14 protein-coding genes are annotated in these 12,587 nt (G+C 68.9%); 6 read left to right on the plus strand and 8 right to left on the minus strand.

Annotated elements, in window-relative coordinates; genetic code table 11:
- The first annotated feature begins 2 nt into the window (after window positions 1-2).
- On the plus strand, window positions 3-884 hold the full coding sequence (locus QWJ39_RS00550; RefSeq protein WP_290255757.1) for a site-specific DNA-methyltransferase: 882 nt from the start codon (window positions 3-5) through the stop codon (window positions 882-884).
- A 17-nt stretch (window positions 885-901) separates the two neighbouring features.
- Here QWJ39_RS00550 and QWJ39_RS00555 read toward each other — a convergent pair whose 3' ends face one another.
- Both QWJ39_RS00555 and QWJ39_RS00560 read right to left on the minus strand, forming a co-directional pair.
- Entirely contained in the window at window positions 902-1,510 is a 609-nt protein-coding gene (locus QWJ39_RS00555) for a MarC family protein (protein WP_290256465.1), read from the minus strand.
- 8 nt (window positions 1,511-1,518) lie between these two features.
- Complete coding sequence (locus QWJ39_RS00560; RefSeq protein WP_290255758.1) at window positions 1,519-2,364, minus strand: PHP domain-containing protein; 846 nt, start codon at window positions 2,362-2,364, stop codon at window positions 1,519-1,521.
- 84 nt (window positions 2,365-2,448) lie between these two features.
- On the opposite strand from QWJ39_RS00560, the gene QWJ39_RS00565 reads away from it, so the two are divergent.
- Window positions 2,449-4,026 carry an aminopeptidase P family protein gene (locus QWJ39_RS00565; RefSeq protein WP_290255759.1) on the plus strand — a complete coding sequence of 526 codons (1,578 nt, stop codon included), beginning with the start codon at window positions 2,449-2,451 and terminating at the stop codon, window positions 4,024-4,026.
- A gap of 74 nt (window positions 4,027-4,100) precedes the next feature.
- Here the strand turns inward: QWJ39_RS00565 and QWJ39_RS00570 are convergent, their stop codons facing one another.
- Complete coding sequence (locus QWJ39_RS00570) at window positions 4,101-4,985, minus strand: proline-rich domain-containing protein (protein ID WP_290255760.1); 885 nt, start codon at window positions 4,983-4,985, stop codon at window positions 4,101-4,103.
- A 77-nt stretch (window positions 4,986-5,062) separates the two neighbouring features.
- Here QWJ39_RS00570 and QWJ39_RS00575 point away from each other — a divergent pair, with 77 nt between their 5' ends.
- The 3 genes from QWJ39_RS00575 to QWJ39_RS00585 are packed head-to-tail and all read left to right on the plus strand — an operon-like array spanning window position 5,063 to window position 8,198.
- Window positions 5,063-6,346: a CBS domain-containing protein gene (locus QWJ39_RS00575; protein ID WP_290255761.1), complete on the plus strand. Its 1,284-nt coding sequence runs from the start codon at window positions 5,063-5,065 to the stop codon at window positions 6,344-6,346.
- Complete coding sequence (locus QWJ39_RS00580; protein ID WP_290255762.1) at window positions 6,327-7,043, plus strand: DUF1003 domain-containing protein; 717 nt, start codon at window positions 6,327-6,329, stop codon at window positions 7,041-7,043. Before QWJ39_RS00575 ends, QWJ39_RS00580 begins: the two co-directional genes overlap by 20 nt.
- 12 nt (window positions 7,044-7,055) lie before the next feature.
- Complete coding sequence (locus QWJ39_RS00585) at window positions 7,056-8,198, plus strand: Mrp/NBP35 family ATP-binding protein (RefSeq protein WP_290256466.1); 1,143 nt, start codon at window positions 7,056-7,058, stop codon at window positions 8,196-8,198.
- Between the two features lie 134 nt (window positions 8,199-8,332).
- On the opposite strand, the gene QWJ39_RS00590 is transcribed toward QWJ39_RS00585, so the two are convergent.
- Window positions 8,333-8,941: an HAD family phosphatase gene (locus QWJ39_RS00590; protein WP_290255763.1), complete on the minus strand. Its 609-nt coding sequence runs from the start codon at window positions 8,939-8,941 to the stop codon at window positions 8,333-8,335.
- Window positions 8,942-9,021: 80 nt separating this feature from the next.
- On the opposite strand from QWJ39_RS00590, the gene QWJ39_RS00595 reads away from it, so the two are divergent.
- Complete coding sequence (locus QWJ39_RS00595) at window positions 9,022-9,528, plus strand: GNAT family N-acetyltransferase (protein ID WP_290255764.1); 507 nt, start codon at window positions 9,022-9,024, stop codon at window positions 9,526-9,528.
- Here QWJ39_RS00595 and QWJ39_RS00600 read toward each other — a convergent pair.
- The 4 genes from QWJ39_RS00600 to sigE form a co-directional block, all read right to left on the minus strand.
- Complete coding sequence (locus QWJ39_RS00600) at window positions 9,525-10,229, minus strand: hypothetical protein (RefSeq protein WP_290255765.1); 705 nt, start codon at window positions 10,227-10,229, stop codon at window positions 9,525-9,527. The two genes, QWJ39_RS00595 and QWJ39_RS00600, sit on opposite strands and share 4 nt — an antisense overlap.
- Before the next feature lie 78 nt (window positions 10,230-10,307).
- Window positions 10,308-10,685, minus strand: a complete 378-nt coding sequence (locus tag QWJ39_RS00605) for a twin-arginine translocase TatA/TatE family subunit (RefSeq protein WP_290255766.1) — start codon at window positions 10,683-10,685, stop codon at window positions 10,308-10,310.
- 90 nt (window positions 10,686-10,775) lie between these two features.
- Complete coding sequence (locus QWJ39_RS00610; RefSeq protein WP_290255767.1) at window positions 10,776-11,927, minus strand: hypothetical protein; 1,152 nt, start codon at window positions 11,925-11,927, stop codon at window positions 10,776-10,778.
- Window positions 11,928-11,934: 7 nt separating this feature from the next.
- On the minus strand, window positions 11,935-12,564 hold the full coding sequence (gene sigE / locus QWJ39_RS00615; RefSeq protein ID WP_290255768.1) for an RNA polymerase sigma factor SigE: 630 nt from the start codon (window positions 12,562-12,564) through the stop codon (window positions 11,935-11,937).
- Window positions 12,565-12,587: the final 23 nt, after the last annotated feature.

Below are 12,587 nucleotides of genomic sequence, written 5' to 3' on the forward strand. Positions count from 1 at the left end.
CCATGCCTGACTCCGTCTGGGCGCCGGACGGCAGCAACCTGGTGGTACACGCGGACAACGCGGAGTACCTCCAGACGCTGCCGGACGGCGCCTTCACCCTCATCTACGTGGACCCGCCCTTCAACACCGGCCGGGTCCAGAAGCGCCAGGAAACGAAGATGGTGCTCAACGCCGACGGCGTGGGCGACCGGGTGGGTTTCAAGGGCCGCTCCTACGACACGATCAAGGGCGCCCTGCACAGCTACGACGACGCCTTCAGCGACTACTGGTCCTTCCTGGAACCGCGGCTGGTCGAAGCGTGGCGGCTGCTGGCGGATGACGGCACGCTCTACTTGCACCTGGATTACCGCGAGGTGCACTACGCCAAGGTGATGCTGGACGCGATCTTCGGCCGCGAGTGCTTCCTCAACGAGATCATCTGGGCCTACGACTACGGCGCCCGCGCGAAGTTCCGCTGGCCCACCAAGCACGACAACATCCTCGTGTACGTCAAGAACCCGGCGAAGTACCACTTCGACAGCGCCGAGGTGGACCGGGAGCCGTATATGGCGCCGGGTCTGGTCACGCCGGCCAAGCGGGAGCTCGGCAAGCTGCCCACCGACGTCTGGTGGCACACCATCGTCTCCCCCACCGGCCGGGAGAAGACCGGGTACCCGACGCAGAAGCCCGAGGGGCTGATCCGCCGCGTGGTGGCAGCCTCCAGCCGGCCCGGGGACTGGTGCCTGGACTTCTTCGCCGGCTCCGGGACGCTAGGCGCCGTGGCCTCAAAGCTGGGCCGCAAATTCGTCTGCGTGGACCAGAACCAGGCGGCCATCGACGTCATGGCCAAGCGCCTGTCCGGCGCCGCCGAGTTCACCGCCCACCCGGCCGCGCCGCCTGCCTGAGAACTCGGCCTGAAGAGCTACATCCAGCTCTTCACGAAGGAGTGCACGGCGTCGGCGATCATCTGCACGGCGATCGCCGAAAGCAGCAGGCCGGCAATCCGGGTGACCAGCTCGACGCCGTTCTCCCCCAGCGCCCGCTGCACCAGCCCGGCGAACCGCATCGCCAAGTACAGGGACGCCAGCGTCACGGCGATGCCCACCCCCACCGCAAGGTACTGCGGCACCGTCGAGGAGCGCTGGACAAACACCATCACCGCGACAATCGCGCCAGGTCCGGCCATCAACGGCGTGCCCAGCGGGACGAACGCCACGTTCTTGTACTTCGCCGCGCTCTCCTCCCCGCCGGTGGACCCGGTCAGCAACTGCAGCGCGATTAGCACCAGCAGCAGGCCGCCCGCGCCCTGCAGGGCCGCCAGGGAAATGTGCATGTAGTTCAGGATGGACTGACCGAAAATCGCGAAGGTGACAATCACGCCGGTGGCCACCACGAGCGCCTGCAGGGCCGAAAGGTTGCGTTCCTTCGCGTTCATCTGCGCCGTCAGGGACATGAAGATGGGCACCGTGCCCGGCGGGTCCATGATCACGAAGAGCGTCACGATCACCGAGGCCAGCAGCTGCAGGTCGATCCAGTCCATCAGCGCACCACCGCGGTGCCGCTGGCGAGTTCCTCTATGCGTGCCAGCACCTCCGGGGAGGTGGTGTTCTCACCCAGCAGGTTTGGCTTCCCGGCGCCGTGGTAGTCGGAGGAGCCGGTCACCAGCAGGTCGTGCTCCGCGGCCAGGCGGCGCAGGAAGGACCGGCCCTGTTCGGGGTTGTCCCGGTGGTTGATCTCGAGGCCGGCCAGCCCGGCGTCGATCATCTCCCGGTAGGTGTGCTCGCCGACGATCCGGCCGCGGGAGGACGCCACCGGGTGGGCGAAGACCGGGACCCCGCCGGCGGCCCGGACGAGTTCGACGGCGGCCGCCGGATCCGGGGCGTAGTGCTGCACCCAGTAGCGGGACCGGGAGGTCAGGATCGTCTCGAAGGCCTCGCTCCGGTCCTCGACGACGCCGGCGGCCACGAGCGCGTCGGCGATGTGCGGGCGGCCCAGGGTAGCGCCGGGGGCCACGTGGTGGATCACGTCGTCCCAGCTGAGCGGGTAGTCCTCGGCCAGCAGGCTGACCATCCGCTCGGCCCGGGTGAAGCGGGCGTCCTTGGACTTGGTGATCTCCTCCAGCAGCCCCGGGTGGGCGGGGTCGTGCAGGTAGCTGAGCAGGTGCACGCTGATGCCCTCGCGGGTCCGGCACGAGACCTCCATGCCCGGGACCAGGGCCACCCCCAGCTTCAAGGCCGCGGCGGAGGCCTCGGCCCAGCCGTCCGTGGTGTCGTGATCGGTCAGGGCCACCACGTCGAGTCCGGCCTCCGCGGCGGCGGCGATCAGCTCCGCCGGCGGCTGGGTTCCATCGGAAACATTCGAGTGGGCATGCAGGTCTATCCTCACCTGCCCAGCCTAGTAGATCGGGGTGCCTCCGGGCCCCGGGCGGCCTGTTGGCCTAAGCCGCGCCGCTGGTGAGACGATGGGGACGTGAACGATGCAGATAACACCCAGATCTCCGCTTCCCAGCCCCTCGAAGAGCGCGTCAACAACCGCTCCCAGCGCCCCGCTTCCGAGGCCTTCAAGGCCTTCATGGCCAGCAACTGGGCGGCCGCCCCGGCAGAGCTGCCGGAACGGGACGCCGTCGCCGGCCACGCCGCCTCCCGCCGCAAGGCCATCTCCGAGCAGTTCAAGGGTGAACGCCTGGTGATCCCGGCCGGCCCGTTGAAGGTCCGCTCCAACGACTGCGACTACCGCTTCCGCCCGCACTCGGGGTTCGCGCACCTGACCGGCCTCGGCCTGGACCACGAGCCCGACGCCGTCCTGATCCTGGAGCCCACGGATGAGGGCAAGGGCGACGACGGCGGCCACCACCACGCGACGCTGTACTTCCGTCCGCTGGCCGGCCGCGACACCGAACAGTTCTACGCCGACGCCCGCTCCGGTGAATTCTGGATCGGCGCCCGCCCGACCCTCGCCGAGTTCAAGGCCCGCCTGGGCCTGGCGACCGCCGACCTGGCCGAACTCGAACTGGCCATCACCAAGGACGTCGGGGCGCCCGAGATCGGCGGGATCTCCATCCGCCTGGTCCGCAAGGTCGACGAGAACATCGACGCCCTCGTGGACACCGCCCGCTACAACACCGCCAAGGACCCGGAAAACCTGGACCTCGGCGTGCTGGACGCCCTCGACGAGAAGCTCAGCGAGGCCCTCTCCGAACTCCGCCTGATCAAGGACGAGTGGGAAATCGAGCAGATGAAAATCGCCGTCGCCGCCACGGTGGAAGGTTTCACCGAGGTGGTCAAGGCCCTTCCGCGCGCACTCACCCACCACCGCGGCGAGCGCGTGGTCGAGGGCGCGTTCTTCGCCCGCGCCCGTGAAGAAGGCAACGAACTCGGCTACGACACCATCGCCGCGTCCGGCAACAACGCCACGGTGCTGCACTGGACCCGGAACACCGGCAAGGTCAACGCGGGCGAACTGCTCCTGCTGGACGCCGGCGTCGAGGCGGACTCGCTCTACACCGCCGACGTCACCCGCACCCTGCCGGCCAACGGCACCTTCTCCGAGATCCAGCGCAAGGTGTACGAGGCCGTCCTGGACGCCGCCGACGCCGGTTTCGCCGCGGCCCAGCCCGGCACCAAGTTCCGCGACATCCACACCGCCGCCACTACGGTCCTGGCCGAGCGCCTGTCCGACTGGGGCCTGTTGCCGGTTTCCGTGGAGGAGGCCATCAGCGTCGAGGGCCAGCAGCACCGGCGCTGGATGCCGCACGGCACCAGCCACCACCTGGGCCTGGACGTGCACGACTGCGCGCAGGCCAAGCGTGAGCTGTACCTGGACGGTGTCCTCACCCCCGGCATGGTCTTCACGATCGAACCGGGCCTGTACTTCAAGGACGAGGACCTGGCCATCCCTGCCGAGTACCGCGGCATCGGCGTCCGGATCGAGGACGACATCCTGATGACTGAGGACGGCCCGGTCAACCTCAGCGCCGCCCTGCCGCGCAAGGCCGACGACGTCGAGTCCTGGATGGCGGGCATCTACCAGGAAGTCGACGCCCAGTAGGCTCCAGACCCCACCTACGAAAGAGGACCCCCGGCGCTGCGCCGGGGGTCCTCTTTTTTGTCTCTTGGGTTCAGCTACTGCTGCGGCTGGCCGCCCTCGGGCTGCTGGCCCTCCTGCTTCGGCGCGTCGCCGACCCGGATGCCGTACTGCGGCCGGCCGTCGGGCAGGTCCGGGTAGCGGACGGCGGAGGGGCGGGAGGGCTGCTGGTTCTGCTCGCCGGCCGGGGCACCGTACTGGCCCTGCTGGGGGCCGGGCTGCTGCTGGCCGGCTTCCGGGGAGCGCTGGCCGTAGGGGTCGGTCCAGCCGGCCGGACGCTGCGGGCCCTGCTGCGGGCCGCCGTACTGCGGACCATTCTGCTGCGGACCGTTCTGCTGGGGACCGTTCTGCTGGTGGCCGCCCCAGGGCTGCGGGCCCTGCTGCGGGGTGTGCTGCTGGTAGCCGGCCGCGTCGGAGCGGTTCATCGGCAGCTGCTGAAGCAGGCGGCGCGCCTCGTGGGACGCCTCAAAGGCCACCACCACGTCGTAGTTGGTGGCCACCACCTGGCTGGTGGAGGTGAAGTCACGCTTACCGCGCTGCATGGCGTAGGTGACGATGCCGAACAGCATGAAGAAGGCGGCGCCCATCAGCACCGAAGTCATGATGGAAAAGTAGCCGTCCGAGGTGGAGAAGAACGAGAGCATGACGCCGACGAACAGGCCGAACCACATGCCGCTCAGGGCGCCGGAGAGCGCCACCCGGGGGTACGTCAGCCGCCCGGTGACCCGCTCCACCATCTTCAGCTCGTTGCCCACGATCGAGACCAGCTGCACGGGGAACTGCTGGTCCGCGAGGTAGTCCACGGCCTTCTGGGCGTCCAGGTAGGAGCTATAGGAACCGACCGTGTCACCCTTGGGGACGGCGCGGGCATCGTCCGCCCCGCCCGGAACGTTGGCCTTCGGACCACCAAAAATGTTTGACATAGGCCCATTCTCACCCATCGAGCTGGTGGGTGCCTGCAAATTCAGCTAAAAGAGAGCAGACTCGGTAGCCTGTAGGAGTGAGCACCACTCTTTCGCGGGTATTTGTCGCGCGCCTCCTCGGACTGGACGTCTTCGACCCCCTGGGCGACCGTTTGGGCCGGTTGCGCGATGTCGTCGTGCTCTCCCGCGGCAACCGCGGCGCCCCCCACGTGGTGGGCATCGTCGTCGAGGTCCCTGGCAAGAAGCGCGTCTTCGTGCCGATGACCCGCATCACCTCGATCGACCAGACCCAGGTGATCTGCACCGGGCTGGTGAACCTGCGCCGCTTCGAACAGCGCGGCGCCGAGACCCTGGTGGTCGCCGAGATGTTCGACCGGCGTGTGACCCTGGCCGACGGCAGCGGCGACGCCACCATCGAGGACATCGCGATGGACCGGCACCGCTCGGGTGACTGGTTTGTCAGCAAGCTCTTCGTCCGCCGCGGCCACTCGCTCTCGCCGCTGAGCCGGCTGCGCCGCAACGAAACCCTGATCATCGACTGGGCCGACGCGCAGCAGGGCGCCCGCACCGAGCCGCAGGCCGCCACCCAGTTCGTCGCCACCCACGAGGACCTCAAGCCGGCCGACTTCGCCGAGGCCCTGCAGGAGATGAGCGACAAGCGCCGTTTCGAGGTGGCCAGCGAACTTCAGGACGAACGACTCGCCGACGTGCTGCAGGAGATGCCCGAGGGTGACCAGGTGGAGATCCTGTCCGCCCTCGACGTCGAACGCGCCGCCGACGTGCTGGAAGAGATGGACCCGGACGACGCCGCCGACCTCCTCGCCGAGCTCCCCTCCGCCCAGGCCGAGGAACTCCTGCAGCTGATGGAGCCCGAGGGCGCCGAGGACGTCCGGCGCCTGCTTGAGTACGACGAGGACACAGCCGGCGGCCTGATGACCCCGGTCCCGGTGATCCTCCCGCCCGAGGCGACCGTGGCCGAGGCCCTGGCACATGTCCGCCGCGAGGAGCTCTCCCCCGCCCTGGCGTCGTCGATCTTCATCGCCCGGCCGCCGCTGGAGACCCCCACCGGGCGATTCCTCGGCGTCGTCCACATCCAGCAGCTGCTGCGCTACCCGCCGCCGGAACCCCTGGGCAACCTGGTGGACAAAAATCTGGAGCCCGTCTCCGACCAGGCGCACATCAGCGAGGTGGCCCGCACCCTGGCCACCTACAACCTCAACTCGCTTCCCGTGGTCAACGACGACGGCCGGCTTGTCGGGGCGGTGACTGTTGACGACGTGCTTGATCATCTGTTGCCCGACGACTGGCGCGCCCACGAGGACGACGCCCCGATAAGGAAGCTTGGAGGCCGCATTGGCTGAACTCAGCACCCCCCGGAACTCCAACGTCCGTCCCGGCACCCGCTCCGCCGGCACCCTCGATACCCCGCTGAGCGGCCGGCAACGCATCCTGCCCAAGCTCTCGCCCAACCCGGACGCGTTCGGCCACGCCACCGAGGGCTTCGCCCGTTTCATGGGAACGCCGCAGTTCCTGGTGTACATGACCGTGTTCTGTGTCTTCTGGCTGGCCTGGAACACCTGGGCGCCCACTGACTGGCAGTTCGACTCCAAGGACCTCGGCTTCACCCTGCTGACCCTGATGCTCTCGCTCCAGGCCTCCTACGCCGCTCCCCTGCTGCTGCTGGCCCAAAACCGCCAGGACGACCGGGACCGCGTCTCGCTGCAGCAGGACCGGCAGCGCGCCGAACGGAACCTCTCGGACACCGAATACCTGACCCGGGAACTGGCGTCCCTCCGCATCGCGCTGCGCGAAGTCGCCACCCGCGACTACGTCCGCGCGGAACTGCGCAGCCTGCTGGAGGACATGCTGGAGGCGCAGGAGGAGCTCCGCAACCAGGACGAGCCCGGCGCCGGTCCCGACAACCCGCGGGACAAGGTCAAGGAGCACCTCCGGGAACGCCGGGACAAGCAGCGCGGTCCGCGCACCCAGCAGATCCCCCGCGTCCGCGCCGACGGCGGCGCCGAGACCCAGGGCCGCCGCTCGGTCCCCGAAAGCTGATTGGTGAACACCCTGCAGGATCACTCCGGCGCGCCCGGACTGGAAACGGCGGTCCGCGCCGCGCTGGCCACCGTCATTGACCCGGAGCTGCGACGCCCCATCACCGAGCTCGGGATGGTCGACGCGGTGGAGGTCTCCGACGACAGCCGGGTGCGGATCAGCGTGTTGCTGACCATCGCCGGCTGCCCGCTGCGCGGCACCATCACCGCCGACTGCGAGGCGGCGCTGGCCGCCGTCCCGGGCGTCACCGCCGTCGACGTCGAACTAAAGGTGATGACGCAGGAACAGCGGGACGCGCTCAAGGAGATGCTGCGCGGCCCGGGCGGTGTCCGCGGCATCCCGTTCAACCAGCCCGGCTCCCTCACCAAGGTCTACGCCGTGGCCAGCGGCAAGGGCGGCGTGGGCAAGTCCTCCGTCACGGTCAACCTCGCCTCCGCGCTGGCGGCGAAGGGTCTGCGGGTGGGGATCGTCGACGCCGACGTCCACGGCTTCTCCGTGCCGGCGCTGATGGGCATCAGCGCCGCCCCCACCCGGGTGGACGACATGATCCTGCCGCCGGTGGCCCACAGCGTGAAGGTCATCTCCATCGGCATGTTCGTCGCCGGGAACCAGCCGGTGGCCTGGCGCGGGCCCATGCTGCACCGGGCGCTGGAGCAGTTCCTGACGGACGTCTACTTCGGGGACCTTGACGTCTTGTTCCTGGACCTGCCGCCGGGTACCGGGGACATCGCCATCTCCGTGGCGCAACTGCTGCCCGGTGCCGAACTCCTGGTGGTCACCACCCCGCAGGCTGCCGCGGCGGACGTCGCCGAACGTGCCGGCACCATCGCCGCGCAGACCGGGCAGACAGTGGCGGGCGTCGTCGAGAACATGTCCTACCTGCAGCTGCCCGACGGCGGCCGGATGGAGCTGTTCGGCAGCGGCGGTGGCAAGGTCCTCACCGAGCGGCTCTCCGCCACGGTCGGCGCCGATGTGCCGCTCCTGGGCCAGATTCCGCTGGAGATCCTGCTGCGCGAGGGCGGCGACGCCGGCACCCCACTGGTGCTGGCGCACCCGGAAACCCCGGCCGCGGCGGCATTGGAAGCCATCGCGGGCCGGCTCGCCTCCGTCCCCCGGAACCTCGCCGGCCGCCCGCTGGGACTCCAGCCCCGCTGAGTGGACGGAACGAGGTGCAAGCTCTTGCACTGTGCTTCGCATTGGAGCGGTGGACAGGAACGATCACTCCGGAGGAGTCGAAGGTCAGCCACATCGCGTTCTTCCCCCTCGATGCACCGCCGGGGAGCGGCTCTTTAGGGCTTGGACAGCTCGAAGTAAAGGTCGGTTTGGGAAGTGTGAAGTATCGTCCTGAACCCGAGCTCACGGGCGGCAGCGATGTTGGTCGCGTTGTCGTCAATGAAGACGATGTCCTCGGGATGGGCGGAAAGCTCAGCAGCCACATAGCGGAAGATTCGAGGGTCAGGTTTTGCCATACCGAGCTTGCCGCTGAAATAGAGTCTCGAACAATATCCCACCCATCCTGATCCGTCCAGATGCCACTCGGCCATCCCACGCGGCATGTTCGATAGGAGCGCAACCTTCGCCCGGCGGCTCCGCAAGGTCTCGAGAACAGCGATCGTTTGCGGGTTCAGGTGGGACCACTGCGCCGCATCAAGGCGCTCCAGTCGGTCGAGGTCCGCCGGAGGGACCGGCCGCCCCAAAACCTCCGCCCAATACTCCGCCGGGCCTATTTTTCCGGCGTCGAAGGCTTCACGGCTCGCCCAGTAGGAGCTCGCTGCCGACCTTTGGTCCAGTCCCGTTGCCTGTTCCAGGGTGGCCCAGTCGCTGGGTCTCGGGGCGGTCGAGACCACCATTCCATAATCGAAGAGATACCAGGGAGCTTGGCGGGAAGTGTCCGTCATCGATCCAGCGTAGCGGCGTCCGCGAAGCCATCCCGAGCAGGCTGGTCCCCCTGCTCCACTGCATCTGTTAGCGTGATGCCATGCCGCACCTTGTACGTCCGACCTTGGTCTTACGCGCGGAGTGGCTGGACGCCCATGACGAGTGGGGCGATGGCCTTCACGAAGACGGTTTCGGCCTGAGGACGGCCGATGATGTCCGTTCCCCGCACGGCTTCGAGGCATTCGTTGACCGGCTGTCCGCCGCGGAGGAAGCCTGCGGAGACGCCGGCTGCACCTACCGGTGGATCGTCGAGGACGGTCAGGTGCTCGGAGGAATCGCCCTGCGCCACTCGTCAAACCCCGCAGTGACGACGCTCGGGCATGTGGGATACGGACTGAGGCCTTCCGCCCGCGGACGCCGGGTTGCGGCCCTGGCGCTGCAGCAGATGCTCGGCGTTGCGAGGCTCCGAGGAATGGAACGCGTCCAGCTGTGCTGCTTGATGGACAACACCGCCTCCATCAGAACCATCGAACGCTGCGGCGGGGTGCTGGATCACCAGATCGAAACAGCCCATGGGAAAATCGGGCGCTTCTCGGTCAGCCTTTAGCGGATGCTTCCGGGCAGCCCATCCCCAGGAAGCCCCGCATCAGGAGCCTCCTTGTCCGGGGATGTCGGAACTGTGCTGCCGGCAGTGCGGCGCAGGAAGTCCCCGGTTCGTCGAAACTGCCAGGCTGCCGAGGCTACCAGGCCGGCGAAGAGTAACAGCAAGGGGATCCAAACCCAAAGGAATCCCGGCTGGCCCCAGCGGGAGATCGCCAACAGCATCTGGTTGGCACACAGCAATAGATATCCCGGCGCCAACAGTAGCTGTAATGCCAGGCCCGGTCGGAGTTGTGTGGCCAGACCCCTTAGCGGCGGCAGGCGATGGCCTGAGGGCTCCTCCTTGCCCAGGATCTCCCTGCGCACCTGGGCGCGTTCCGGGCCGGTCAGCAAGGCCAACGGACTGCGCCGGCGTGGACGCACCAGCGGGCTGACCCGAGCGCGAAAATAGAGCATCCCGCCAATGAATTCGCCGATTGCTGCCAACGACAGACCGGCCCCAATGTACTCAGGCCAGTCGGCGGGGCCGAGAGCGAAGATCCGGGCTGCAAGAACGCCCCCGACCACGGCCAGCAACAGCAGACCCGCCGGAAGGTACACCAAGTAGTAGGTCCGGACGGCGCCGGCAATTCCATGGTCGGTGACGTCTCTGACGGCCCGCTCGACGGCGGCCCATCGTTCCTGGGCGGCCGGGTCAGCGTCGTTCATCCGTATCCCCCTTGGCGGCAGCGATCCGCTGAGCGTAAGGCATCCGGCGCCTGGCGCCTAGGACGGGGTTCGCTGCCCCTAGGTGGCTTCGGTGTCGAAGGGGGCCGGCACGCCCTCGGGCAGCCGTTCCACCACCCGGGCGGGCTTCCGCTCCTCCGCGGCGGCTACGGCCGCGGGAGCACCGGCGCTGACCGGCTTGGTGTCATCCTCCAGCAGGGCCTCGCGGATGATCCGGCGGGGGTCGTACTGGCGGGGATCATACTTCTTCCAGTCCACATCGTCGATGTCGATGCCGACTTCTTCCTTGATCTGTTCCCGCGCGCCGGACGCCATCCGCCGGACTTCCTTGACGATATTCGCCAGTTTCTGGGTGTATTCGGGGAGGCGGCTGGGACCGATCACCAGGAGGCCGATGATCAGCAGCAGAATGAACTCCGGGCCGTTGATTCCAAACACTCTAGGAAGATTACCCTCTCGTCCCGGGAGCCGACGATTCGGCGTCGGAACGTCCCCCGGCACTCCGTATGCCGGCGAAAAAGCGGGCGCTCATCGGGCCAGCAGCTCAACAACGCGCTGCAGGCCCCGGCCCAGCCGGGTCTGCAGGGACTCCGCTGCCGGGGCACCGGCAGCATCGGCCCCGGGACCGGCGGTGGAGGGCTGGGCGGGCAGCAGCGCCGCGGCGACGCCGTCGTCGTCCGTCCCGGCCGGCGGAGCCTCGGCGACCACGGTGAAGGTGGCGCGTTCGGTCCGGTAGATGGCCCGGTAGGGCGGCTGGCGGTTGACCCAGAGGACACCGGGTGCCCCGTGCCCTGCCGCGTCGGCGGCCGTAGCGTGCAGCGTGACGGGCACGAAGCCGTCGGCCGGGGCCGGGTGGCCGGTGAGGACGTTGACGGGGACGCCGCGCCCGGAGCCAGCGGCGGTACCGTTGGGATCCGGGTGTTGTTCCAGCACCGTGGCGAAGGACTGCCCGTCGGTCAGGCGCAGCTCCAGGACGTCTTTTCCGTCCGCTGCGCCCGCACGCGCCCAGGCGAGGTGGTAGCCGAGGTCGCGAAACTCGGGGCAGGCCCAGCCGCGGGCGCGAAGCGCGGAGAGTTGCTCGGCGCTGAGCGATTCGGCCGGCGCGATGTCCGGTTCACCGCTCAACCGCCAGCCGGAGACGGAGGCCATCTGGGCGGAGACGAAGCGGCCGGTTCCGGGCGGGGTGAGCGCATCGGTGAAGGCAGGCGCGCCGGCGGCAGCCCCGCTTTCTTCACCGAGGACGTAGGCGGTACCCGCGGTCAGGCAGGTGGCTGCGGCCACGCCCCCGGTCACGGCGGCGGCCAGCCGGACCCGCGCGTTGCGGGCCGGTGCAGGGGCGACGGGCCGGGCGGCAGGCGTCCCGGCCCCGGGGGATGCGGCATGGGGCTGTGCGGTACCCGGGCGCGTGATTTCGGGTTGCTGCGCCATCTCGCTGGTCCTTGCGAGCAACCGGGCGGTCAGGTCGCCGCTGGCCTCCGGGACGGCGGCGTTGCGGAGCCGCTGCAGGTACTGCCGCTCGTGGGCCTGGCGCCGCCTGCAGCTGGCGCAACGCTGCAGATGGCGTTGGAGGCGGCGCTCGGCCGCCGCACTGGGCAGCACCCCGGCCGACCGGTCACGCCGGGCCTGCCGGGAGAGGAACTTACACGCCAGGCCCCCCAGGAGAACTCTCAGCTGTGCCATCGTCCCGTCAGAGCAAACCGGCGATGCGCGGCATCTTCAGGCGGGGCTTCAGGGCGGCCTTGGGCTGCGGACGGGGGTCACGGTGGGCGAGCTTCTCACGCAGCAAGGTCCGGCCGCGGTGGATGCGGGAGCGGACGGTGCCGAGCTTGACGTCCAGGGCGGCGGCGACCTCGTCGTAGGAGAGGCCCTCCAGGTCGCAGAGGACGACGGCGGCCCGGAAGTCCGGCGGCAGCTCCTCGAGGGCGGCCTGCACGTCCAGGTCCAGATTGTTCAGCTCGAAGCTCTGCTCCGGGCCCGGTTCCCGGCCGGGGATCCGGGATTCGGCGTCTTCGGCCAGCGCATCGAACCGGATCCGGCTCTTGCGGCGGGCCTGGTCCAGGAAGAGGTTGGTGGTGATGCGGTGCAGCCAGCCGTCGAGGGTGCCGGGCTTGAAGTTCTCGAGCGACCGGAAGACACGGACGAAGACCTCCTGGGTGAGGTCCTCGGCGTCGTACTTGTTGCCCGTCAGCCGGTAGGCGAGGCGGTAGACCTTGGCAGAGTGATTCGTGACCACTTCCTCCCACGTCGGCCGGACCCATTCGGCATCGGCCGCGGGCTGGGCGTGATCACTGACTGGGACATTTGCCAGAACCGACATTGTCCACTCCCCTCGCAGATGGT

This window comes from Arthrobacter sp. YD4 (assembly GCF_030410515.1).
GTDB lineage: Bacteria > Actinomycetota > Actinomycetes > Actinomycetales > Micrococcaceae > Arthrobacter.